This is a genomic window from Microbacterium sp. NPDC087591, from assembly GCF_044743625.1.
Taxonomy (GTDB): Bacteria; Actinomycetota; Actinomycetes; order Actinomycetales; family Microbacteriaceae; genus Microbacterium.
Genome location: NZ_JBIUWU010000002.1, coordinates 59,505 through 82,548, shown reverse-complemented (window position 1 = coordinate 82,548; position 23,044 = coordinate 59,505). Strand labels below are relative to the sequence as shown.

Genomic DNA, 23,044 nt, shown 5'->3' with positions numbered 1-23,044 from the left:
CTCACCGCAGGCGGCCGTGCGCGCTCGTCCTCGCCCCCGTGCGCTCTGAGACAAGCGGAGGTCTGCGGACGCGGCCGATGCTGTTCAAAACCCGCCGTCCATCGAGGAGGACCCCATGGCTATCGATTTCACCCTGTCGGATGAGGAGATGTCCCTGCGACTGCAGGCACGCGAGTTCGCCGAGAACGTGCTCACGGGGGTGGCCGACGCCGTCGCTGCGTACCCCGAGCCCCTCGATCGGTTCCGTGCGCTCAAGCCGTTCTACCAGCAGATGGTGGATGCCGGCTTCATCGCGGGGCTCGTCCCTGCAGAGGCAGGCGGACACCGGTTCACCAATCTGCAGTTCGCTCTCGCCTGCGAGGAGCTCGCGCGTATCGACGTCAACGTCCCGTCTGCCGTGCTCGGCACCGGACTGGGGCTCTTTCCGATCATCGCCGCAGGCACGCCCGAACAGCAGGCGCGGTTCTTCGCTCCCTTCTTGGACGGCAGTCCGGCCCTCGCTGCGATCGCATTCACCGAGGCCGCCGGTGGCGCCAACTTCGACCACCCCGACCCCCGATTCGGAGTCCAGACCTTCGCGGTCCGAGATGGCGACGAATGGGTGATCAACGGCAAGAAGGCCTACACGACCAATGCATCGGGGTGGGATGACGAGGGCGCAGATCTGATCAGCGTCGTGTGCCGCACCGACCCCGGGGCCCCGCCGCAGGAGTCGCTCGCGATCATCGTCGTCGAGAAGGGCACTCCCGGCGTCGTGATCACAGGCATGATCGACACCTTCGGTCACGTCGCGACCAACTCGCCGGTCGTGGAGTTCCGGGATGTGCGCGTGCCGCTGTCGAACATGATCGGAGAGCCGGGCGACGGCCTGCAACTGACCAAGGGCGCCTTCTCCTGGACCTGCTCGAGCATCGGCGCCGCCGCGGTGGGCAAGATGCGTGCCGCGTTCGAATACGCATACCGGTTCGTGACGACGGAGAAGCGGTCGGGGAGCGTCCCCGTCATCGAACACCAGAACGCCGGTTACATGCTCGCCGACATCAAGACGCGTATCGAAGCCGGTCGCTACTTCGCGTGGAAGGCAGCCGATCACTTCGACAAGACCGGATGGCTCGATCGGGAGCTGTCGAACATGGTGAAGATCTACAACTCGGAGCTGTCGGTACAGACCGTGTACGACGCCATGCGACTGGTCGGGGTCGAGTCCTACGGTGACCGCACTCCGCTCGGCGCGATCATGCAGGACGTCCTCTGTTTCCCGATCTACGACGGCGGGAACATGGGCGTGCGTCGCCGCCATCTCCACGAGATGCTGCGGGCACCCGGGTACGACCACCTCGCCGCGTCGGAGAACCGACTGTCCGCCTGATCCCCGGGTCCCCGCGATGAGCCGATACCCCTCCGGCTCATCGCGGGGAAGCGGCAGAACCACGCGCCGGATGATCGGCCGACATCGATGGCCTCGGGCGTTGCCGCCGGTCGCTGCGGGCCCGGCGATCACCTGGCGGGCGCGCATCCACCCGATCGATGCCTAGCAACGACAAAACCCCCGCCTGAGCGGGGGTTTTCGTTGTGCTGGGGTACCTGGACTCGAACCAAGAATAACGGAACCAGAAACCGTCGTGTTGCCAATTACACCATACCCCAAGGGCGAAACCGGAGCCTCGCACCGAGAGTCAAGCTTACCCGACCGGTCGCCCCGCACCAAATGGAGCCTGTCTTTCGCACCCCGGGCGTGGCGGATCCGCACGTCGAGACGCGAGAGGAGGAGGACCGCCAGGCACTCCCCCTCCTCCGAGACGACTCCGCGACGTGCGTCAGCCGGCGAGCTGCGCCGACAGCGCCCGCAGGCGGCGCAGCGATTCGTTCTTGCCGAGCAACTCCATCGACTCGAACAGCGGCGGAGAGATCCGTCGTCCCGTGATCGCGACGCGCGGAGGCCCGTAGGCGACGCGAGGCTTGAGCTCGAGCTTCTCGACCAGCGCCTCGGCGAGGGCCTCCTGGATCTTCTCCGGCGTGAACTCGGTCACCGGCTCGAGCGCGGCCACGCACGCGTCGAGAACCTCGGCCGCGTTCGCCGGGAGGCCCTTGAGCGCGTCCGCGTCATACGACAGGTCATCCGTGAAGAGGAAGCCGACCATGCCGGGGACCTCGCCCAGCAGCTGTACCCGCTCCTGCACCAGCGGTGCGACGCGGAACGCCTGCACCAGCTGTTCGTGCGTCGGCTCGTCGAAGAGACCGGCAGCGGCGAGATACGGGACCGTGCGCTCGGCGAAGTCCTTGCCGTCGAGCATCCGGATGTGGTCGCCGTTGATCGACTCGGCCTTCTTCTGGTCGAAGCGGGCCGGGTTCGGGTTGACGTTGACGATGTCGAACGCCGCGGTGAACTCGTCGAGCGTGAACACGTCGCGGTCGGGTCCGATGGACCAGCCCAGCAGTGCCAGGTAGTTCAGGAGCCCCTCGGGGATGAATCCGCGGTCGCGGTGCAGGAACAGGTCCGCCTGCGGATCGCGCTTGGAGAGCTTCTTGTTGCCGGTCTCACCGAGCACGAGCGGCATGTGCGCGAACCGAGGCACGAAGGTCGTGACCTCTGCCTCGATCAGTGCGGCGTACAGCGCGAGCTGACGCGCGGTCGAGGGCATCAGGTCCTCTCCGCGGAGCACGTGTGTGATCCCCATAAGCGCATCGTCGACGGGGTTCACGAACGTGTACAACGGCACGCCGTTCGGACGGACGACCACGAAATCGGGGAAGGATCCGGCCGGGAACGTCACCTCGCCGCGGATGAGGTCCTCGTAGGTCAGATCCTCGTCCGGCACCCGCAGTCGCAGCGCGGGCTGGCGCCCCTCGGCACGGAATGCCGCCTTCTGCTCATCGGTCAGGTCGCGGTCGAAGTTGTCGTATCCGAGCTGCTTGGCCCGACCGTTCGCCTCGTTGCGTGCGTCGATCTCCTCCGCGTTGGAGTAGCTCTCGTACAGGGCGCCCGAGGCGACCAGCTTGTCGATGACGCCGCGGTAGATGTCGTGGCGCTCCGACTGCCGGTACGGGGCGTGCGGACCACCGACCTCGACCCCTTCGTCCCAATCGATCTTCAACCAGGTCAGTGCGTCGACGAGCTGGCGGAAGCTCTCCTCGCTGTCCCGCGCAGCGTCGGTGTCTTCGATGCGGAAGATGAGCTTGCCGCCGTTGTGGCGGGCGTAGGCCCAGTTGTAGAGAGCCGTGCGCACCATGCCGACGTGCGGCAGGCCTGTCGGCGAGGGGCAGAAGCGGACGCGGACGTCGGCACCGCTGGCGGTCGTGGTGAGGGGGTGAGGAGTAGCCATATCCCTTCGATTCTAGAGCGCGCGACCCCGCGGCGATGCCGATGCACCGCCACGTGAGTGCTTCACGTGCGCGTCGACCGGGCGAGCGGTGAGAGCGCGACGATCGCGATGACGAGCACGGATGCGGCGATGCCCAGTCCGGCGTACTGGAAGTTCGACAACACGACCCCGGCGAGCACGGCGCCCGCGGCCGCGCACAGGCTCATCAACGAGTCGCTGCGCCCCTGGCGGCGGGTCCGCAGCTCCGGCGCAGAGGCCTCGGTGAGCAGCGCGGCCCCGGCGACCGTCGCCGCGCTCCAGCCGAGCCCGAGCAGGATCAGGGCCGTCATCACGCCCCAGGGCTGATCGTTGGCGAAGATCGCGAAGACGAGCGACGCCGCCGAGAGGGCTTGCCCGAGGAGGACGACACGCAGTTTGCCCCAGCGGTCGGCGAGGATGCCGAACACCGGCGAGAGCGCGTACATCCCGGCGACGTGGAGGGCGATCGTCACGCCCACGAGCTGCGAGACGTCAGCCGGCAAAGCCGCCATCCCGTGCGCGCCGTGCGCCATGTGCGAGAGGTGCACGGGCGTCATCGCCATCACGGATGCCATCACGACGTGCGATGCCGCGACCGCGAAGATCGCGTACCGCGCCACGACGGGGCGATCGACAACGGTCTCCCCCGTAGCCGCTGCCGCCGTGCGCGCGAGGCTCTGCGCCGCCAGGAGTGGATCCGGACGCAGCGCGACCAGGTAGAGCAGGAGTGCCGCGCACTGGGCGACGAAGGAGAACACGTACGAGCCGGTCTGCGGGGGCATGCCCAGCGTGTGGCCGACCACCTCACCGGGGGCCAGCAGCAGCGGCCCGGCGACTCCGCCGATCGTCGTCGCCCAGACGACGATCGAGAGGTCACGTCCTCGGTGCACCGGAGCGGCCAGGTCGGTCGCCGCGAAGCGCGACTGCAGGTTGCCCGCGTTGCCCGCGCCGATCATGAGGATGCCGGCGAGCAGGAGCGGGAAGATGCGCAGGGCCGCGGCGAGGATCACGACAGCGATCCCGACCAGTGCGAAGAGATTGCCGAGCGTCAGCGCGCGACGCCGTCCGACCTTCGCCGCCAGCCGGGCGAGCGGGATCGCGCACAGCGCAGCTCCGAGCGTGACGGATGCCGTGGCGAGGCCGGACAGCGCGTCGCTCCCGGAGATGTCCGCGGCGAGAAGTGCACCGAGCGAGACCGTGGCGCCGAAGGCGATGCCTCCGAGCACCTGGCCGAGCGAGAGGATCGCGACGGTGCGCCGTTGGACGACCGCCTGCTCGGTCGCCGTCAGCGCCGCCGAAGTCATGAGGGACGCGGTGCGTCGCGTACGGCGTTGCGCAGGATTCCCAATCCGGTGATCTCGACCTCGACGGTGTCTCCGGCCTCGAAGGGGCCGACGCCCGCGGGAGTCCCGGTGAGGATCACGTCTCCGGGGAGCAGGGTGAACACGGCCGAGGCGTACTCGATGATCGCCGGCACGGAGTGGATCATGTCGGTCAGCGGTGCGTGCTGGCGGACCTCGCCGTTCACGCGGGTCTCCACACTCGCCGTCGCGAGATCGAAGTCCGTCTCGATCACCGGCCCGAGCGGGCAGAACGTGTCGAAGCCCTTCGCGCGCGACCACTGGCCGTCCTTGCGCTGCAGATCGCGAGCGGTCACGTCGTTGCCGATCGTGTATCCGAGCACGTGGTCGAGGGCGTCGGCGGCCGTGACGTTCTTGGCGATCTTGCCGATCACGACGGCCAGCTCGCCTTCGTACTCGGTGCGCTCGGACAGCGCCGGACGCACGATCGCGTCACCGGGGCCGATCACAGAGGTGTTCGGCTTGAGGAACAGCAGCGGCTCCTCGGGCGCGACTCCCCCCATCTCGGCGGCGTGATCGTGATAGTTCTTGCCGACGCAGACGACTTTGGAGCGCGGGATCACCGGAGCGAGCAGCACCGCATCGGCGAGAGCCACACGGTCGCCCGTCGTCTCGTACCCTGCGAACAGGGGGTCCCCGGCGAGCACGACGAGGTCGCTCCCGTCGATGATTCCGTACATGATGGCGTCGTCGTGACTGAACCGGGCGATCTTCATGGATCCAGCCTAGCCAGACCGCGCACCGCCGGACCCCGCAGCCGTGACGAGACCCCGTCCAATTGACGAGACCCCGCCCTGCGAAGATCAGCAGGACGGGGTCGTCGATGACGCGGGGTTCGGCGTCGCGCCGAGGCGATCAGGCGTCGAGACGCAGCAACCAGCCGCGCTTGTCCTCGCGGCGGCCGTACTGGATGTCCGTCAGCTCCTCGCGCAGTGAGAGGGCGAGCTCGCCCAGCGGCTGCGGCTCCTCGAATCCCTCGCCGAGCAGCGCACCGATCGGAGTCACGACGGCGGCGGTACCGCACGCGAAGACCTCGACGATGTCGCCTGACGCCACGCCGGAGCGCCACTCGTCGATCGAGATCGGTCGCTTCTCCACGGTGTAACCGCGATCCTCGGCGAGCTGCAGCAGCGAGTCGCGCGTGATGCCCTCCAGGATGCTGTCCGACTCGGGCGTCACCACGCGGCCGTCCTTGAAGACGAACACGACGTTCATGCCGCCGAGCTCCTCGACGTAGCGGTTCTCGTTCAGGAACACGACCTGGTCGCAGCCCTTCGCGCTCGCCTCGCTCTGTGCGAGCAGGCTCGACGCGTAGTTGCCGCCGGTCTTCGCCTTGCCCGTACCGCCCTTGCCCGCACGCGCGTAGTCCTCGGAGAGCCAGATGCGTACCGGCTTCACGCCACCGGAGAAGTACGCGCCTGCGGGGCTCGCGATCACGTAGTAGGCGACCTTCTTCGCCGCGCGGACACCGAGGAATGCCTCCTTGGCGAACATGAACGGGCGCAGGTACAGGCTCTGGTCGGCGCCGGACGGAACCCAGCGGCCGTCGACGGCGATGAGCTCGCGCAGCGACTGGATGAAGTACTCCGTCGGCAGCTCCGGCAGCGCCAGGCGCCGAGCGCTCGCCTGCAGACGTGCGGCGTTGCGGTCGGGGCGGAAGGTGTGGATCGAGCCGTCCTCATGGCGGTACGCCTTGATTCCCTCGAAGATCTCCTGCGCGTAGTGCAGCACCGAGGCGGCGGGGTCGAGAGGAATCGGGCCATACGGCTGCACACGCGGACGATGCCATCCGCCCTTGTCCGACCAGCAGATGTCGACCATGTGATCGGTGAACACGACGCCGAAGCCCGGGTTCTCGAGCACCTCGGCGACGCGGGCGGGCGTCGCCGCTGCGAGGTTCTTGGTCACGGCGAATTCGAGAGGCGCCACGGCCGTCTCCGCATCGATGGTCGTCATAGTCGTCATCCGTTTCTCAGGGGTGGGCGCATCATCGCACCTCTTCAGCCTACGCCTGCCGGTCAGAGGCGGGCAGTGATCGCGGAGCCGATCTCCGCGGTGGAGCGGGCGCCGATGCGACCCGCGATGTCGGCCTCGACGGCGGAGGTGACCCGCGCAGCCTCGGCCGAGAATCCGAGATGATCCAACAGCAGCGCGATCGAGAGGATCGCCGCCGTCGGGTCCGCCTTCTGCTGCCCCGCGATGTCCGGCGCGGAGCCGTGCACCGGCTCGAACATCGACGGGAAGGTGCCGTCCGGGTTGATGTTCCCTGAGGCCGCCAGGCCGATACCGCCGGTGACGGCGCCGGCGAGGTCGGTGAGGATGTCGCCGAAGAGGTTGTCGGTGACGATCACGTCGAAGCGCGCAGGATCGGTGACCAGGAAGATCGTCGCCGCGTCCACGTGCAGATAGTCCACCGTGACGTCGGGGTGCTCCGTGGCGACCTCGTCGACGATGCGCTTCCAGATCGCACCGGCGTGCACGAGCACGTTGGTCTTGTGCACGAGCGTCAGCTTCTTGCGACGGCGCGCGGCCAGCGTGAATGCGTGGCGCACGACGCGCTCGACACCGAAGGCGGTATTGACCGAGGTCTCGTTCGCGACCTCCTGCGGAGTTCCCACCCGGATCGCGCCGCCGTTGCCGACGTACGGCCCTTCCGTACCCTCGCGCACGACGACGAAGTCGATGTCGCCGGGGTTCGAGAGCGGGCCGGGGGCGCCGGCGAATAGCTTCGACGGACGCAGGTTGACGTAGTGGTCGAGCGTGAAGCGCAGCTTGAGCAGCAGACCGCGCTCGATGTTCGCGTCCTTCAGGCGAGGGTCGCCCGGTGTTCCTCCGACGGCTCCGAGAAGGATCGCGTCCTGCGCCGTGATCGCGGCGAGGTCGTCGTCGGTCAGCGTGTCACCGGTCTCGAGGAAGCGTCCGGCACCGAGCGAGAAGCGCGTCTTCTCGAAACGGACGCCGCTGTCGGCGGTGACCGCGTCGAGCACCTTCTCCGCTTCGGCGATGACCTCGGGGCCGATCCCGTCTCCGGGGATGACGGCCAGCTTCACGACACGCGACATGACTCTCCTTGCACCGGGATGAACCGACCCGCGTCCATGAGAGGTCGTCAGGGCCGGTCCATCCAGCGTACTGGTCAGTGCGAGGTGCGCGTGCGCAGTGTGACGCCCGCGATCACACCGGCGATGACGACCAGTCCGGCACCGATCAAGGAGGTCACCATGACGCCCGAGCCGAACGCGGCGGATGCCGCCTCCCAGAGGGCATCGCCGAGAGCGGCAGGCAACTCGTGGGCCGCGGTGTACGCGCCGGCCAGAGTCTCCTTGGCCGCGTGCGCCACCTCGGCGGGCAGCCCCGCCGGCAGCACGAGCGCTCCGCGGTAGAAGGCGGTGATGAGACCACCCAGGATCGCGGTGCCGAGCACAGCACCGAGCTCGTACGCGGTCTCGGAGACGGCGCTGGCCGCCCCCGCCTTCGCCGCCGGCGCGCTCGAGAGGATGAGCTCGTTCGAGATGGTCTCCGCCGCGCCGATGCCGATGCCGAGCACGACGAAGGCGATGACCAGCGGGGCGACGCCGTGCTCATGCGTCGTGAACGCCACGATGAGATACCCGGCCACGGAGAACGCGAGCCCGGCGGGCACCACCACATGCGGCGGCACACGACGCGAGATCGGCACGACCGTGAGACCCGCGACGATCATCGCGAGCATTCCCGGCACGAGTGCCAGACCGGCCGTCATCGGCGACAGGCCCAGGACCAGCTGCAGGTGCTGCGACACGAAGTACAGGAAGCCGACCAGCGCGACCACACTGAGCAGATTCACCAGGATCGCGCCGGAGAAGGACCCCCGGCGGAACAGCGCCATGTCGAGCATCGGGATGTCCGCGCGGAGCTGACGGCGCACGAACAGGTAGCCCATGACGATGCCGAGCAGTGCCCAGCCACCCGCCGACAGGCTGGGGCCGTCGACCGCCAGCGACTTGATCGCATAGACGACGGGGATCATCGCCGCCATCGACAGCACGATGCTGATCAGGTCGATGCGGCCAGGGTTCGGGTCGCGGCTCTCCGGCACGAGCAGAGGCGCCGCGATGAGCAACGGGATGAGAACCGGCACGGCGATGAGGAACACCGATCCCCAGGCGAAGTGCTCGAGGAGGAAGCCGCCGACGATCGGACCGAGGGCGGAGCCTGCGGAGAATGCCGAGGCCCACACCGCGATCGCCATCCGGCGCTGATCGCGGTTCTGGAAGATCGAGCGCAGGAGCGAGAGGGTCGACGGCATGAGCATCGCTCCGAAGAGGCCGAGGAGCGCACGCGCCGCGATCAGCAGCCCCGCCGTCGGCGCGAAGGCCGCGAGGGCGGAGACCGCAGCGAATCCGGTCGCTCCGATCAGGAGCATCCTGCGGCGGCCGAAGCGGTCACCGAGCGTCCCCATGGTCACCAGGAGTCCGGCGAGCACGAGCGGATAGACGTCGATGATCCACAGCTGCTCGGCGCCGGTCGGCGCGAGCGCGATGGAGATCTCGGGGAGCGCGAAGCTCAGCACCGTGTTGTCCACCGACACCAGCAGCACCGGCAGCATGAGGACGACGAGCGCCGCCCAGCCGCGGGCTCCGACGCGGGGAGCATCCGTCTCTGTCGTCGGGATCGACGCAGTACGGGTCATGGAACACCTCTCAGGATCACAGGACGATCTCTTACTAAACCGTCCGGATGGTATAGTAACAGAATCCCGTCGTCTCCCCTGCGCAGAGGATCCCGAATGCCCCGACCGCCCCTCGCTCGCGAACGCGTCCTCGACGCCTTCGAGGCCATCGTCATCGCCGACGGAGAACGCGCGGCGACCCTCGAAGCGACCGCGAAAGCGGCCGGTGTCTCCAAGGGCGGACTCCTCTACCACTTCGGCTCCAAGGACGAGCTCGAGGCGGGCATGCTGGAACGCCTGGACGCACTCACCACCGCCGACCTGGCGCGCATGGCCGCGGCGGAAGAGGGCCCGGTGGCGTACTACGTCCGCACCTCCGTCATGGAGGACGATGCTCTGGACCGGGCACTGATCGCGACCACCCGCCTCGCCCAGGGCGGCTCCGCCCCTGCCGCCGACATGCTGCGGCACACCAGGGCACGGTGGGCCGATGAGATCCGCCCCCACGTGCGCGACGCGGCCAGCCTCGACCTGGTGATGCTGCTCAGCGACGGCCTCTACTTCAACAACTCGCTCGACGTGCACGGCCCAGAGCGGCTGGTACCGCATCGCGAGGAGCTCGCCGCGCTCATCGACCTCGTGCTCCGCGCCACGTCCTGAGTCCCCCACCACGCAGAAGAGGCGGGAGCATCACGCCCCCGCCTCCTCGATGACTGCGTGGATCAGACCTCGGTGATCTCGATCTGGCGGAAGAGATCCGCATCGATCGCGGCGCTGACGTCTTCGAGCAGGTCCTCCGACACCGGCGAGTCGAGCGTGAGCACGCTCAGCGCCTGGGCGCCGGCGGCCTGACGTGCGATCTGCATGCCCGCGATGTTGATGCCGGCTTCGCCGAACTTCTGGCCGTACACGGCCACGATGCCCGGACGGTCGGTGTAGAGCATCACGACATGGTGCTTCTCGATCGGCAGCTCGAGCGCGTGGTCGTTGATGCCGACCAGCTTCTCCGCCTGCTTCGGTCCGGTCAACGTGCCGGAGACCGAGAGCTGCGATCCGTCGGAAAGCGCACCGCTGAGCGTGATGACGTTGCGGTACTCATCGCTCACGTCGTCCTTGATCAGACGCACGGCGATACCGCGCTGCTCGGCGAGCAGCGGGGCGTTCACGTACGACACGGTCTCGCTGACGATGTTCGTGAACACGCCCTTGAGAGCTGCAAGCTTGAGCACGCTGACGTCGTAGTCGTTCAGTTCGCCGTGCACCTCGACGTCGAGGCTCGTGAGCGGCGAGGTCGCCAGCGCGGCGAAGATCTGACCGAGCTTCTCGACCAGGGAGATGCCCGGGCGCACGTACGGGTCGATGACGCCACCGGCGACGTTGACGGCATCGGGGACCAGATCGCCGCCGAGCGCCAGACGCACGGAGCGTGCGACCGAGACGCCGGCCTTCTCCTGCGCTTCTTCGGTGCTGGCGCCGAGGTGCGGAGTAACGACCACGTTCGGCAGGTCGAGCAGCGGACGAGCCGTGCCGCCCTCGGCCGGGGGCTCGGAGGTGAACACGTCGAGTCCGGCACCGGCGATCTCGCCGGCGACCAGCGCCTCATGCAGGGCGACCTCGTCGATCAGGCCACCTCGGGCGACGTTCACCACGAACGCGGTCGGCTTCATGGCCTTGAACTGCTCCGCACCGATCATGCCCGTGGTCTCGGGCGTCTTCGGCATGTGGATGGTGAGGAAGTCGGACTCGGCCACGAGCTCGTCGAGCGAGAGGAGCTGCACCCCGAGCTGCTGCGCACGAGCCGAGGTGACGTAGGGGTCGTATGCGACGACGCGCATGTCGAACGCCGCGAGGCGTGCTGCGACGAGGGCGCCGATCCGCCCGAGGCCGACGATGCCGACGGTCTTCTCGAACAGTTCCGCTCCGGTGAAGGAGCTGCGCTTCCACTGGCCGGCGGAGAGCGAGGCGTGCGCGGCGGGGATGCGGCGCGCGAGACTGAGGATGTGTCCGACCGTGAGCTCGGCGGCCGAGACGATGTTGGAGGTCGGGGCGTTGACGACCATGACACCTGCTGCGGTCGCTGCCTTGATGTCGACGTTGTCGAGGCCGACGCCGGCTCGGGCGACCACCTTGAGCTGCGGCGCGTGTGCGAGTGCCTCCTCGTCGATGCGCGTCGCGGATCGGACCAGCACCGCATCCGCATCGGACAGCGCGGCGAAGAGCGCCTCGCGGTCGGTGCCGTCGACGTCACGGACGTCGAAGTCGGGGCCCAGAGCCTCGATCGTGGCGGGAGAGAGAACTTCGGCGATGAGGACGACGGGCTTCGGCACAGAGGATCCTTTGGGGCAGCGCAGTAGGGGCCGATGCGCCGCACACCATGGGGGCGCGATCACCTCCACTGTACCGGAGCCGCCTCGTCGCTCCGCGCCGTGTGACGGCCCCCTCCGCCGCTAGGAGGTCGCGAGCGTGAGGCTGTACGCGATCAGACTCATCCAGAACACCGCGACGATGCCGAGCCCGGCGAGCAGCACCAGGGCGAGCTCCCCCGCCCTGCGCCGGCGTCCGATCACATACGCGAACGCGAAGACGATCGCGGGGAAGGCGACCCCGAACGAGAGCACCGCCCAGCCGCCGCCGCTCAGTCCGCCCTGCGCCATAGCGATCAGATGCGCGACCGCGTTCCACACCGCGTAGGCGTAGAAGAGCCCGGCCAGGCCGAGGACCAGTCCGACCATCCATCCGGGAGAAGCCTTCGAGCGCTCGCTCGGTGTCGCGCTCATGATCCGATCACCCCCACCGTCACGAATGGCCAGGGCACGAGAAGCACGACCCCGAGCAGAAGCAGGCAGACCCGCACCCAGGCGGCGCGACCGCGGGTCAGCACCCAGGTCGCGAGGAACCAGAGCGCGGGAGCGGCGATGGCGAGCACGAACCAGGGCAGGAACATCGCGTCGGCCACGAAGAAGTTCGCGAGCGGCTTGAGCCGCAGCCCTCCCACCACCCAGCCGATCGAGTACAGCAGATAGACACCGCCGACCACTCCGAGCACGAGCAGCGTCGCGGTGCTGAGCGGCTCCGATTCCGCGGGATCCGCGACGGTCTCCCCCGCCGCGGCACTGTCGTCATCGACGCGGCGCACTCCGTCGCTGCCCTTGCCAACGGCGTTCCACCCGGCAGGCAGTGCGGACGCGGCGGGCGGTGTCTGCTCATCACCGTCCCAGCTCAGGGCGTCATCGGAATCGGATGTCATTCCCCCAGCGTAGGACACGCGTTCCACTAGGCTCAGGGGCATCCGGGCCGGTGAGGCCCATGTCGGGGGAAGGACCACCGTGGCTGAGCAGAACAAGAAGGTCCCGCAGGGCGCACCGAAGGCGGAAGCCACCGAGCCACCCGCCGGCTGGACCCCGACCCCGGAGGCGAAAGCCACAGCCACGCGCTTCCGCTGGATCGCTGCGATCCTCTGGGCCGTGGCCATCGTCGGCGAAGCGGTCGGCATCTTCTGGCTGTTGCGTCAGCGTGTATTCGTCGGCGAGGACGGAACGCTCGTCCGAGACGCCGATACCGGCCTCCTCCGGGAGCAGGGCGCCAGTGCGGAGTTCCCCCAGTGGGCGTTCGTCGCTCTGCTGGTGCTGCTCGTGGTCATCGCCGCCCTGTCGATCACAGGTTCCGTCCTGTGGAAGAAGGCGAACCGGCTCGACCCGGCCCGCAAGTCCGACACCGTGCGGTTCTTCGTCCAGAACCAGCTCGGGGCCATCATCGCGATCGTCGCGTTCCTGCCCCTCATCATCCTGATCTTCCTGAACAAGGACATGTCGAAGGGTCAGAAGACGACGGCCGGCATCGTCGGCATCGCACTGGCCGTGCTCGCCGCGGTTCTGGGCACCACCTTCAACCCGCCGTCGGTCGAGCAGTACACGGCCGACCAGTCGGCCGTCATCCAGCTGCTCGGACAGGACGAGGTCGTCTGGGTCGACGGCGGCGCCGTCTACCACGTCTGCGACGAGGTCCCGGCGATCCAGACCGGCAGCGAGATCCGCACGGGCACGACAGCCGAAGCCATCGAAGCCGGCAAGATCCGCCTCACACTGCAGTTCCCCTCCGAGCTGCGCGCGTGCGATCTCACGGTGCCGGAGAACGCCGACGAGATCGCCGACGCCCTGCGCGCGATCCAGGCGGGGCAGACCGATACCGTGCTTCCCGCTCCTGTGTGGGCGGACCCGGCCGATGCGCCGATCATCGTGGAAGAGGCTCCGGCCGAGTAGCCGCACCGGATCGAGCTCGGCGCTAATCGGCGCCGAGCGCCTCGACGAGCCTCGCCTCGGCGGACGAGAGATGCCCCTCCAAGACCTCGGCCGCCCGCTCGCCCTCACCTGCGGCGACCGCGGCCAGCATCTCCGCATGCTGCGCGGCGATCGCTGCGGCGTCGAGAAGTCGTCGGTCCTGCACCTGCGCCATGCACAGCCGCACCTCGTCGAGGACGCTGCGGTACATGCGCCCCGTCCGCTCACTGTCCAGGGCGTCGATGAGGGCCGTGTGGAACCGGAGGTCGGGATCGACCGTCGCCGGATCCGGCCCCGGCCCCATGGCCAGGATCTCGGCATTCGCGGCGGTCGCCGCCGCGGGGACCGCCCGTCGCGTGGCGAGCTCGCGCAGCGCCGCGCTCTCCAGGCGGATCCGCGTCCGATAGACGTCGCGCACCGTCTCCTGGTCGATGCCGACCACCCTCGCGCTCCGGTGAGCCGTGCGCTCCAGAAGTCCCGAGGCGACCAGTTGCTCGATCGCCGCCTTCGCGCTGGGCCTGGCCACGCCGAACATCTGCGAGACCGCCGCTTCGGTGAGAGGAGCGCCCGAGCGGATCTCGCCGCCGAGGATCCGCGTGCGCAGTTGCGCGGTCACGGCGTCCACCACGCCGACGATGCCGAGAGCGGCTTCTGTGGTCGTCATACGGTCAGCCTACCGAGAGGGTCTGGCTTCGGTACACTTGTCAGACAATCTTTCGACGGAGCAGAGGAGCACCGTGTCGACCACTCTCGCCGAACCCCTGGATTCCGCCCTGCTCGGGCCGTCCATGCAGGTGCACTCGCGGTCCATCGATCGCTTCGCTCGGGCGCATGATGCCTCCCACTACCTGCTGATCCCCGATGCCGTGCTGTCCCCCGCCGACGCCGAGGACGTCGCACGCGCCTTCGGAGCCGTGCGCGCGGCCGGGCGCACGCTCACCTTCCGCTCCGGAGGCACCAGCCTCTCCGGCCAGGGGGTCAGCGGTGACATCCTCGTCGACACCCGCAGCCACTTCCGCGACATCCGCGTCGAGGACGATGGGGCGGTGGTGCATGTCGGCCCCGGCGCGACAGTGCGGCAGGTCAACACCCGGCTCACCCGCTACCGCCGCAAGCTCGGCCCCGACCCCGCCAGCGAGATCGCCTGCACGATCGGCGGCGTCGTCGCCAACAACTCCAGCGGCATGGCCTGCGGTGTCACCGAGAACACCTACCAGACCATCCGCTCGATGCGGGTCGTGCTCCCCAGCGGCACGATCCTCGACACCGGGGCCGCCGACGCGGACGCTCAGCTGCGCGCGGCGGAGCCCGCCCTCGCCGAGGGGCTGCTCGCACTGCGCGCACGGCTGCTGGCGTCGCCCGCCCACGTCGCATTCCTCCGCCAGCAGTTCTCCATGAAGAACACCATGGGCTACGGGCTCAACGCGTTGCTCGACTTCGATGATCCGGTGCGCATCCTCGAGCACCTCATCATCGGGTCGGAGGGGACGCTCGCGTTCGTGGCGGAGGCGACGTTCCGCACGATCGAGGTGCGCTCCGCCATCGCGACCGGACTCCTGGTGTTCGAGACGCTCTCGGCCGCCATGTCCGCCCTGCCCGCACTGACCGACCTCGGCCTCGCGACGATCGAACTGCTCGATGCCGCCTCACTCCGCGTGGCCCAGGGGCTGAGCGACGTCCCGGCGGCCATCGCCGAGATCGAGGTGCAGGATCACGCCGCGCTGCTCGTCGAAGTGCACGCGTCCGACACCGAGGCACTGATCGCCTCCCGTGCCGTCGCTCAGGCGCACTTCGAAGCCCTGTCGCTCGCCGTCGCCCCGCGGCTCACCACCGATCCCGCCGAGCGTGCCGCGCTCTGGCACGTGCGCAAAGGGCTCTACACGGCCGTGGCCGGCGCGCGCCCCTCCGGCACGACCGCGCTCCTCGAGGACATCGTGGTGCCGGTCGATCGGCTGCTCTTCACGTGCGAGCGCCTGATCGAGCTGTTCGCTGAGCACGGGTACGAAGGCTCCGTGATCTTCGGCCATGCCAAGGACGGCAACGTGCACTTCCTGCTCAACGAGCGCTTCGACGACGCGGACAGCGTGGCGCGCTACCGTCGCTTCACCGACGACCTCGTCGACCTGGTGCTCGGGCAGCAGGGCTCGTTGAAGGCCGAGCACGGCACCGGGCGGATCATGGCCCCGTTCGTGCGTCGTCAGTACGGTGACGAGCTCACCGACATCATGTGGGAGATCAAGCGCCTGTTCGATCCCGACCTCATCCTCAACCCCGGCGTCGTGCTCTCCGACGACCCCGAGTCGTATCTGCACGATCTGAAGCGCGTGCCCACGGTCGAGAACGAAGTGGACCGCTGCGTCGAATGCGGCTACTGCGAGCCGACCTGTCCGAGCAAGAGCATCACCCTCACACCGCGACAGCGCATCGTCATCCGGCGCGACATGGCGTGGGCCGAGGAGCAGGGCGACACCGCGCTGCTGCAGGAGCTGCAGGCCGACTACGACTACGAAGGCGTGCAGACGTGTGCCGTCGACGGTATGTGCGGCGTCGCCTGCCCCGTCGACATCAACACCGGCGACCTGGTGCGACGCCTGCGCGCCGAACAGTCGAGCAAGGTCGAGGGGACGCTCTGGAGCACCGCCGCACAGCACTGGAGCACGGTCACACGCGCCGGCGGCGTCGCGCTCACGGTCGCCGACGCCCTCCCCGTCCCGCTCGTCCGCGGCGTCACTCGACTGGGACGCGCGGTGCTCGGCGCCGATACGGTTCCGCTCTACGACGGCGGACTTCCCCGCGGCGGCTCGAAGCCCCCGCGCCCTGCGTCCCCCGCCGATGCCAGCGCCGTGTTCTTCGGCGCGTGCATCGGCACGATGTTCGGCCCGGAGACCGACGGCGCCGGCTCACGCGACGCCCTCCGAGAGCTCCTCGACCGCGCCGGGATCGCGGTCGTGATCCCTGAGGAGAACGGCGGCCTCTGCTGCGGCACCCCCTGGAAGTCCAAGGGGCACCTGGACGGCTATCGGCTGATGTCTGAGCGCGTCCTCGACTCGCTGTGGGAGGCGAGTCGCCAGGGCGAACTCCCGGTCGTGTGCGATGCCGCCTCGTGCACGGAAGGGCTCGACGTGATGCTCGCCCAGTCCGTGGCGAAGAGTCCGCGCCACCGGGGTCTGCGCATCGAGGACGCCACGACGTTCGTCGCACGCGAGGTGCTTCCCCGCCTCACCGTGCCACGCAGGCTCGACTCGATCGCCGTGCATCCGACGTGCTCGACCACGGCGCTCGGCGCCACCGGTGCGCTCACGACGATCGCTGAGGCCGTCGCCGAGGATGTGTTCATCCCCGAGGGATGGGGATGCTGCGCCTTCGCAGGCGACCGCGGCATGCTGCACCCCGAGCTCACCGCCAGCGCGACCGCACAGGAATCGGCGGAGATCGCCGCAGCGGATGGCGACCGCGGAGGATTCGACGCCTTCGTCTCGGCGAACCGCACGTGCGAGATCGGGATGAGCCGCGCCACCGGGCGCCCGTACCGGCACGTGATCGAGGTGCTCGAAGAACTGACGCGCGTCTGAAGACCACCTCGACAGGCTGACCCGACCGCACCGCCGGCTCCGTGCACGGCGGTGCGGTCGATGATCCGGAGTCAGCGCGTGTCGGCCGACAGCACGGCGACGGGGGTCGACCGGAGCGCATCAGGGATCACGACCACGCTCTCCCCGCCGCGCCCGACCGCCGTTGCTCCGCTTCCGTCTGCCCACCGCAGCGCGGCGGACCGCAGTTCCGGAGCCAGCACGAACTCCCCTGCGGTCGGATCCAGCGCATGCACGTGCACCACGGACCCCGCCTGCGTGTAGCGGACCGGCGCGCCGACCGGCTCCCCCATCCGGATCCACGGCCGCGTGCCGTAGATAGCGTCTCCGTTGCTCTGCAGCCACGCGCCGAGCTCGCGCATCGCGGTGCGCTGAAGCTCCGGGATCGACCCGTCTGCGGCAGGTCCGACGTTGATCAACAGGTTGCCGTTCTTCGCCACCACGTCCACGAGCAGCCGGATCAGCGCCGCACCCGACAGCGAATGGCGCGCATCCTCGTCCTGGTTGAAGCCGAACGAGTAGCCGAGCCCGCGCGTGGACTCCCACGGCTGCGGGATGATGTCGGGGATATCGGTGTACTCCCGCGTGAGCACGCCGTGATACGGCACGCCCCATCGGTCGTTGACCACCCCGTCCGGCACCGCGTCGAAATAGCGGCCCAGCAGCGCCGCCACGGCGAAGTCGTCCCGCCCCTTGCCGCCGTCGGGCCACTCGATGTCGTTCCAGAGCATGTCGGGAGAGAACCGCGCGATGAGCTCATCGAGCTGCGCCGCCGAATAGCGCGCGAAGTGCTCGTCGTTACGGCGGTATCGGAAGAGATCGGTGTCGGACTCGATGGCGGGGAAGTCACTGACGTGCCAGTCCAGCGCACCCGAGAAGTACACGCCGAACCTGGCGCCGGCACGACGGGTCGCGGCGTGGAACTCCGCGATGAGGTCTCGGCGCGGACCGCGGGCGACGGAGTTGAATCCCGTCGTCTCTGTGCCCCACAGGCAGAACCCCTCGTGATGCTTGGTGGTCGGCACGATGTACTTCGCGCCTGCACCCACCAGCTCCCCCACGAACGCATCCGCATCGAACGCCGCCGCATCCCAGCGATCGGCGAGATCCTCGTACGAAGTGCCCGGGCCATAAAGGCGCTGGTGCCGTTCCCACGTCGGACTGCCGGCGATGCGCACGGTGTTGCCGTACCACTCGGCGTACTGGTGCCAGCCATAGGCGTCCTCGGTCGGGATGTGGACGCCCTCCCCGTGCTGCACGGCCCAGGCGGGCACCGAATAGAGCCCCCAGTGCACGAAGAAGCCCAGCTTCGCATCCCGATACCAGTCGGGCACCGCGTGCGACGGGTACACCGGCGCCGCAGACCCGAGGTCCGGCCCCGTGCGCTTCTCGAAGTTCATCATGCGGATTCCTCCTGGTCCTCGCCGCGCCGCGTGACGACGGCGGTGAGTGCGGGCGTGCCCGTGGTGTCGAAGGGGTAGACGCCGGGGCGCAGCCGATGGTGTCCGAGTCGCAGCAGGTCCTGATCGACACCGCCGGGTGTCAGCGCCAGCGTCCACCCCGCAGCCAGGTCGTAGAGCTCGGGTTCGAGGTACCCGATCTTCACCACGACGATGTCGGCGGTCGTGGGCTCGAGGCCCAGCATGCGGAAGTCATCGAGATGATGGAACGGCTTGCGCCGCTCGGTGATGATGGCGTGCAACCCGCCGACCGCGATCACGACCTGGGTGCCGGCATCCGGGTCGCCATCCGTGATCGAGTAGACGGTCCCCGTGATCGTGACGGGGCCGTGCGGCCCGTCGTCGACGCCCGCGCCCGCCGAGAGCGTCACGGTCCGGCCGACGCCCGCGGCGACGGCGAGGGCGACGGCGGCCCGGTCGAAGATCGAGGCGACCAGCGTCGTGCGGGTGCCGTCGGTGAGCTCCGGTCGATCGAGCAGTCGGGCGAGCGTCCACGTGACGTCACCTGCACCGCCTGCAGTGGGATTGTCCCCGGAATCCGAGATCAGATACGGACGCTGCGCCTGCGGCGCAAGGGCTCGCGCGACGGCCTCATCCAACGTGCCCGTCTCCGCGACGAAGACGAAGTCCTCCCGCGCGTTCCAGAACATCCGCGCGACGCGCTCCGCCTCGCGTGCGATGAGCATGCGGTCGTCGCCCGTGACCACGACGTACGCCTGGCACCGGGGCTCGTCCGCCCAGGCGTATCCGATCCACACCGAGGCGTCGACGACACCGTCCAGCGCTTCGATCTCGGGGAGCTGCGCATAGATCCCCGTCGCCGGCTCCAACCGGGTACTCGTCTTCTCCCCCGGCAGCAGGACGGGGACCGGCACCCACGCACTGTAGGGACGACGTCGCAGCGGGTCGGCGCCGTGTTCTCCCCTCAGACGCGCGAGCAGGTTCCATACCGCGCGCTCCTTGGTGTTCATCCAGTCCTCGTGGGGCGCCATCCGGTAGCACGTCAGCAGATCGACTGCGTCGCGCAGCACTTCCGACACGTTGCCGTGCAGGTCCATCGAGGTGGACACGAGCGTGTCCTCGCCTAGCGCCTCACGTACCGCGGCGGCCAGATCGCCCTCCGCGTCGTCCATGCCCACCACACTCATGGCTCCGTGGATGTCGAAGAAGAAGCCGTCGAAGGGGCCTTCCGCACGGATGCCGGCGAGGATCGACTCCTTCATCCGACGATAGGTGTCGGGGGCCACAGCCCCGCCCGGCAGCGAGCGTCCGTGCGTGAGCGGCACCCATTCGGCCGCGCCGTTCAGTTCACGCCCGGCCTCGAGGAACGGGTAGTACGCCAGCAGCGCGTCGCCCGTGCGGACCGTGAACGCCTCGTCCCCGGAGATGTGAGGTGAGAAGGTGCTCGATTCGATCGAGATCCCGGCGATGCCGATCCTCGGACGGGCGAGGCCTCCGTCGGCGATCGCCGGCAGCGGGCCCATCCAGATCTCGCTGGCGTCGGGTCGTTCGGTCACGTGCAGCTCCTTGTTCGATGCGATGGTCACGGTCGGCTCGCGTCGACGAGCACGAGAGCGCGTCGAGCCGTCTCGATGGCTCCGAGCGCGACCGCATCGCCGCCGAGCCGCGCAGGGGTGATGCGCAGAGGCAGCCCCGACACCGGGGAGTCCGTGCGCAGCGTCTCGTCGATCGCCGGTTCGAGCAGGTCCCACGCGCTCGACACCCCTCCTCCGACGATCGCGTGAGGGAGGTCGAGCAGCGTCGCCGCGCTCGCACACGCCAGCGCGAGCGCCCGCCCTGCCGCACGGAACACCGCGGCCGCGTCCTGATCGCCGGCACGGGCACGGTCGGCGACGACGCGTGCATCGAGGACGGCGCCGCCGACGCGCTCGGCGTAGCGGCGTCCGATCGAGGTTCCGGAGGCGAGCGTCTCGAGGTGTCCGGTCTGGCCGCACGTGCACACGAGGTCGCTGTAGCCGGGGGTATGCCCGATCTCGCCGGCCGCCCCGTGCGGTCCGTGTCGCAGCTCGCCGTCGATGATGACCGCACCGCCGACGCCGGTGCCGAGCATGACTCCGAGCACGTCATGCTCCGAGCGGTCATGCGCGGCCACCTCTCCGAGGAGGAACGCGTTGACGTCGTTCTCGACCCGCACGGGGACCGAGAGTCGCGACTCCAGCGCGTCGGCGAGCGGGAACCCCGCCCAGTCGACGAAGGTCGCCGATGCCGCGCGCACGGTGCCGGTCTCGTGATCGATCACGCCGGCCGCGCCGACTCCCACTGCCGTCAGGTGCACGTCGGCGCGCGCGGCGAGGTCGCGGGCGAGCGCCGCCGCGGCATCCGCCATGGCTGCTCCCCCGAGGCTCGCCGGAGCGGGAACACTCCCCCGGGCCAGGACGACACCGGCATCGGACACCAGAAGTCCGCCGATCTTGGTGCCGCCGATGTCGATGCCGACGATGCCGGCAGCAGGCGTGAGCGGGTCGTTGAAGGGCATGGTCGTCCCGTCGTGCTGTTCGATCATGGTCACCGTCCGCCGAGTCCCGCCATCGCGATGCCCTTGACCAGGTGCTTCTGGAGGATGATCACCAGCAGAGTGGTCGGGATCATGGAGATGATCGCGGCGGCCATCTGCAGATCCCACCGGGTTCCGGTGAGCCCTGCGAAGCTCGCGAGTCCGACCGGCAGCGTGCCGTGGGCGTTGTAGTCGACCGTGACGATGAGCGGCCACAGATAGCTGTTCCAGAACGTCAGGAACGTGAACACCGCGAGCACTGCGACCGCGGACTTCGACAGCGGCAGGATGATCTGCAGGAACGTGCGCACGGGACCGGCGCCGTCGACGCGGGCCGCCTCCTCCAACTCATAGGGGATGCCGCGGAAGAACTGCCGCATCAGGAACGTCCCGAAAGCACCGAACGCGAAGGGCAAGACGAGCGCCTGGTACGTGTCGACCCAGTCGAACCACTGCATGACCTGGAACATCGGGATGACCAGCACCTCAGCGGGCACCATCAGGGTCGCGAGGAACAGCACGAAGACCGCATCCCGCCCCTTCCAGCGCAGACGGCCGAAGGCGTAGCCGGCGGTGGTCGAGACGACCAGCACCACGAGCGTGCCGAGGATCGCCACGATGAACGAGTTCACGATGTAGGTGACGAAGGGACCGTAGGCGAAGACGTCGACGAAGTTGCTCCACCGCAGTTCCGACCCCACCAGGGTGGGCGGCATCGAGAACATCTCCGCGTTGGGCTTGAGCGCCGAGAAGAACGCGTAGATCAGCGGGGAGATGAAGATGAGCGCCGCGACGTAGATGCCGATGTGCGCGAGGATGAGGCGTACCCGTGCCGCAGGGGTGGTGGCGGCGCCGCGCGCCCGACGCACATCGCGGCGATCGCGCAGCGCCCGCGGAGTGAGGGTGGTGACGGTCTCAGTGCTCATAGTGCACCCACTTCTTCTGCGCAGCGAACTGAAGCCCGGTGATCGCGATGATGATGGCGAACAGGATCCAGGCGGCGGCAGCGGCGAGGCCGAGATCGCCGAAGGTGAAGCCCTGCTCCCAGATGTACATGACGAGCGGCTTGGTCGCGTTGCCCGGCCCGCCGCCCGTGAGCATCTGCGGCTGCACGAACACCTGCAGCGACGTGATCATGGTCATGATCGTCGCGAAGAAGATCGACGGGGAGATCATCGGGATGATGATGCTCCACGCTCGTCGGAACCCCTGGGCCCCGTCGATGCTCGCCGCCTCCAGCACGCTCTCGGGGAGCTGCTCCAACGCGGCCGAGAAGATCAGCATGTTGTAGCCGAGCCCCTGCCAGACGCTCATCACGACGACCATGATCATCGCCCAGGAGGGATCCGCGAGGAAGTTCGGCAGCTCGATGCCGAACCAGGTCTGGGACAGTCCGTTGAACAGCCCCTGCGGCTGCAGCATCATCTTCCACACCAGCACGTTCGCCACCATCGGCGTCACGACCGGGATGAAGAAGAGCACGCGCAGTGCGCCGCGGCCGCGGATCCGTGGACCCAGACCGAGGGCGAGCACGAGCGAGAGAGCGACACTCAACGGCACGTACAGCAGCGTGTACACCGCCGAGTTGCGCAGTGCCGGCCAGAAGTCCGGGCTGCTGGTGAACAGCTTGACGTAGTTGTCCACCCCGTTGAAGGTTCGTTCGCCGAAGGTCGGCCAGTCGAAGACGCTCATCACGATCGACAGCCCGACGGGCACGATCGTGAACACGGCGAGTCCCACCAGGGCTGGGCTTGCAAATCCCAGCGCCTGGCGGGCCTCCACCTTTGCGAGCGATCCTCGACGTCTCGTCGTGATCGTCATCTCAGTTTCTTTCTCTGCTACTGCTGCG

General features: G+C 68.7%; 19 protein-coding genes and 1 tRNA gene. 4 read left to right on the top strand and 16 right to left on the bottom strand.

Features of this window, described 5'->3' with window-relative positions:
• Positions 1-115 precede the first annotated feature (115 nt).
• Positions 116-1,369, top strand: coding sequence for an acyl-CoA dehydrogenase family protein (locus ACIOVG_RS10940; protein WP_400872980.1), 1,254 nt, complete (start codon positions 116-118; stop codon positions 1,367-1,369).
• A 206-nt stretch (positions 1,370-1,575) separates the two neighbouring features.
• Here ACIOVG_RS10940 and ACIOVG_RS10935 read toward each other — a convergent pair.
• The 7 genes from ACIOVG_RS10935 to ACIOVG_RS10905 form a co-directional block, all read right to left on the bottom strand.
• Positions 1,576-1,647: transfer RNA gene (locus tag ACIOVG_RS10935), tRNA-Gln, on the bottom strand.
• Positions 1,648-1,817: 170 nt separating this feature from the next.
• The gene (gene gltX, locus ACIOVG_RS10930) at positions 1,818-3,323 is read right to left on the bottom strand and encodes a glutamate--tRNA ligase (protein WP_400872977.1); all 1,506 of its coding nucleotides are present in this window, start codon (positions 3,321-3,323) and stop codon (positions 1,818-1,820) included.
• Positions 3,324-3,385: 62 nt separating this feature from the next.
• A complete protein-coding gene (locus ACIOVG_RS10925) occupies positions 3,386-4,645 on the bottom strand; it encodes an MFS transporter (protein WP_400872974.1) in 1,260 nt (419 codons plus the stop codon).
• Positions 4,642-5,418: a fumarylacetoacetate hydrolase family protein gene (locus ACIOVG_RS10920; RefSeq protein ID WP_400872971.1), complete on the bottom strand. Its 777-nt coding sequence runs from the start codon at positions 5,416-5,418 to the stop codon at positions 4,642-4,644. The genes ACIOVG_RS10925 and ACIOVG_RS10920 overlap by 4 nt, the downstream gene beginning before the upstream one ends.
• 139 nt (positions 5,419-5,557) lie before the next feature.
• Positions 5,558-6,658, bottom strand: a complete 1,101-nt coding sequence (locus tag ACIOVG_RS10915; protein ID WP_400872968.1) for a branched-chain amino acid aminotransferase — start codon at positions 6,656-6,658, stop codon at positions 5,558-5,560.
• A gap of 62 nt (positions 6,659-6,720) precedes the next feature.
• On the bottom strand, positions 6,721-7,764 hold the full coding sequence (locus tag ACIOVG_RS10910; RefSeq protein WP_400872965.1) for a 3-isopropylmalate dehydrogenase: 1,044 nt from the start codon (positions 7,762-7,764) through the stop codon (positions 6,721-6,723).
• A 74-nt stretch (positions 7,765-7,838) separates the two neighbouring features.
• Positions 7,839-9,374 (bottom strand): MFS transporter, encoded by a 1,536-nt coding sequence (locus ACIOVG_RS10905; RefSeq protein ID WP_400872962.1) that lies wholly within the window; start codon positions 9,372-9,374, stop codon positions 7,839-7,841.
• 96 nt (positions 9,375-9,470) lie between these two features.
• Between ACIOVG_RS10905 and ACIOVG_RS10900 the strand changes: the two genes are divergently transcribed.
• Positions 9,471-10,013, top strand: coding sequence for a TetR/AcrR family transcriptional regulator (locus ACIOVG_RS10900; RefSeq protein WP_247629941.1), 543 nt, complete (start codon positions 9,471-9,473; stop codon positions 10,011-10,013).
• Between the two features lie 62 nt (positions 10,014-10,075).
• Here ACIOVG_RS10900 and serA read toward each other — a convergent pair whose 3' ends face one another.
• From serA to ACIOVG_RS10885, 3 genes are all read right to left on the bottom strand, one after another.
• Positions 10,076-11,680 (bottom strand): phosphoglycerate dehydrogenase, encoded by a 1,605-nt coding sequence (serA, locus tag ACIOVG_RS10895; protein WP_247629940.1) that lies wholly within the window; start codon positions 11,678-11,680, stop codon positions 10,076-10,078.
• Between the two features lie 120 nt (positions 11,681-11,800).
• Entirely contained in the window at positions 11,801-12,130 is a 330-nt protein-coding gene (locus tag ACIOVG_RS10890; protein ID WP_400872958.1) for a hypothetical protein, read from the bottom strand.
• Entirely contained in the window at positions 12,127-12,600 is a 474-nt protein-coding gene (locus ACIOVG_RS10885) for a hypothetical protein (RefSeq protein ID WP_400872955.1), read from the bottom strand. The genes ACIOVG_RS10890 and ACIOVG_RS10885 overlap by 4 nt, the downstream gene beginning before the upstream one ends.
• Before the next feature lie 79 nt (positions 12,601-12,679).
• Here ACIOVG_RS10885 and ACIOVG_RS10880 point away from each other — a divergent pair, with 79 nt between their 5' ends.
• The gene (locus ACIOVG_RS10880) at positions 12,680-13,612 is read left to right on the top strand and encodes a hypothetical protein (RefSeq protein ID WP_400872952.1); all 933 of its coding nucleotides are present in this window, start codon (positions 12,680-12,682) and stop codon (positions 13,610-13,612) included.
• A gap of 22 nt (positions 13,613-13,634) precedes the next feature.
• Here ACIOVG_RS10880 and ACIOVG_RS10875 read toward each other — a convergent pair whose 3' ends face one another.
• A complete protein-coding gene (locus ACIOVG_RS10875; RefSeq protein ID WP_400872949.1) occupies positions 13,635-14,294 on the bottom strand; it encodes a GntR family transcriptional regulator in 660 nt (219 codons plus the stop codon).
• A 124-nt stretch (positions 14,295-14,418) separates the two neighbouring features.
• On the opposite strand from ACIOVG_RS10875, the gene ACIOVG_RS10870 reads away from it, so the two are divergent.
• Positions 14,419-17,202, top strand: a complete 2,784-nt coding sequence (locus ACIOVG_RS10870) for an FAD-binding and (Fe-S)-binding domain-containing protein (RefSeq protein WP_400874738.1) — start codon at positions 14,419-14,421, stop codon at positions 17,200-17,202.
• 71 nt (positions 17,203-17,273) lie between these two features.
• Here the strand turns inward: ACIOVG_RS10870 and ACIOVG_RS10865 are convergent, their stop codons facing one another.
• From ACIOVG_RS10865 to ACIOVG_RS10845, 5 genes are read right to left on the bottom strand one after another with little or no spacing between them, the layout of a single operon-like run.
• A complete protein-coding gene (locus ACIOVG_RS10865) occupies positions 17,274-18,623 on the bottom strand; it encodes an alpha-L-fucosidase (protein WP_400872946.1) in 1,350 nt (449 codons plus the stop codon).
• Positions 18,620-20,164 carry a M81 family metallopeptidase gene (locus ACIOVG_RS10860; protein ID WP_400874735.1) on the bottom strand — a complete coding sequence of 515 codons (1,545 nt, stop codon included), beginning with the start codon at positions 20,162-20,164 and terminating at the stop codon, positions 18,620-18,622. Before ACIOVG_RS10860 ends, ACIOVG_RS10865 begins: the two co-directional genes overlap by 4 nt.
• Positions 20,165-20,223: 59 nt before the next feature.
• Positions 20,224-21,204 (bottom strand): ROK family protein, encoded by a 981-nt coding sequence (locus ACIOVG_RS10855; protein ID WP_400872943.1) that lies wholly within the window; start codon positions 21,202-21,204, stop codon positions 20,224-20,226.
• Positions 21,205-21,206: 2 nt separating this feature from the next.
• A complete protein-coding gene (locus ACIOVG_RS10850) occupies positions 21,207-22,121 on the bottom strand; it encodes a carbohydrate ABC transporter permease (protein ID WP_400872940.1) in 915 nt (304 codons plus the stop codon).
• Complete coding sequence (locus ACIOVG_RS10845) at positions 22,111-23,016, bottom strand: carbohydrate ABC transporter permease (protein WP_400872937.1); 906 nt, start codon at positions 23,014-23,016, stop codon at positions 22,111-22,113. Before ACIOVG_RS10845 ends, ACIOVG_RS10850 begins: the two co-directional genes overlap by 11 nt.
• Between the last annotated feature and the right edge of the window lie 28 nt (positions 23,017-23,044).

Bases quoted from the DNA above. Each gene is read 5' to 3' on its own strand.
- ACIOVG_RS10940 (WP_400872980.1), top strand. From the start codon at position 116: ATGGCTATCGATTTCACCCTGTCGGATGAGGAGATGTCCCTGCGACTG.
- gltX (WP_400872977.1), bottom strand. From the start codon at position 3,323: ATGGCTACTCCTCACCCCCTCACCACGACCGCCAGCGGTGCCGACGTC.
- ACIOVG_RS10925 (WP_400872974.1), bottom strand. From the start codon at position 4,645: ATGACTTCGGCGGCGCTGACGGCGACCGAGCAGGCGGTCGTCCAACGG.
- ACIOVG_RS10920 (WP_400872971.1), bottom strand. From the start codon at position 5,418: ATGAAGATCGCCCGGTTCAGTCACGACGACGCCATCATGTACGGAATC.
- ACIOVG_RS10915 (WP_400872968.1), bottom strand. From the start codon at position 6,658: ATGACGACCATCGATGCGGAGACGGCCGTGGCGCCTCTCGAATTCGCC.
- ACIOVG_RS10910 (WP_400872965.1), bottom strand. From the start codon at position 7,764: ATGTCGCGTGTCGTGAAGCTGGCCGTCATCCCCGGAGACGGGATCGGC.
- ACIOVG_RS10905 (WP_400872962.1), bottom strand. From the start codon at position 9,374: ATGACCCGTACTGCGTCGATCCCGACGACAGAGACGGATGCTCCCCGC.
- ACIOVG_RS10900 (WP_247629941.1), top strand. From the start codon at position 9,471: ATGCCCCGACCGCCCCTCGCTCGCGAACGCGTCCTCGACGCCTTCGAG.
- ACIOVG_RS10890 (WP_400872958.1), bottom strand. From the start codon at position 12,130: ATGAGCGCGACACCGAGCGAGCGCTCGAAGGCTTCTCCCGGATGGATG.
- ACIOVG_RS10885 (WP_400872955.1), bottom strand. From the start codon at position 12,600: ATGACATCCGATTCCGATGACGCCCTGAGCTGGGACGGTGATGAGCAG.
- ACIOVG_RS10875 (WP_400872949.1), bottom strand. From the start codon at position 14,294: ATGACGACCACAGAAGCCGCTCTCGGCATCGTCGGCGTGGTGGACGCC.
- ACIOVG_RS10870 (WP_400874738.1), top strand. From the start codon at position 14,419: ATGCAGGTGCACTCGCGGTCCATCGATCGCTTCGCTCGGGCGCATGAT.
- ACIOVG_RS10865 (WP_400872946.1), bottom strand. From the start codon at position 18,623: ATGATGAACTTCGAGAAGCGCACGGGGCCGGACCTCGGGTCTGCGGCG.
- ACIOVG_RS10860 (WP_400874735.1), bottom strand. From the start codon at position 20,164: ATGGGCCCGCTGCCGGCGATCGCCGACGGAGGCCTCGCCCGTCCGAGG.
- ACIOVG_RS10855 (WP_400872943.1), bottom strand. From the start codon at position 21,204: ATGATCGAACAGCACGACGGGACGACCATGCCCTTCAACGACCCGCTC.
- ACIOVG_RS10850 (WP_400872940.1), bottom strand. From the start codon at position 22,121: ATGAGCACTGAGACCGTCACCACCCTCACTCCGCGGGCGCTGCGCGAT.
- ACIOVG_RS10845 (WP_400872937.1), bottom strand. From the start codon at position 23,016: ATGACGATCACGACGAGACGTCGAGGATCGCTCGCAAAGGTGGAGGCC.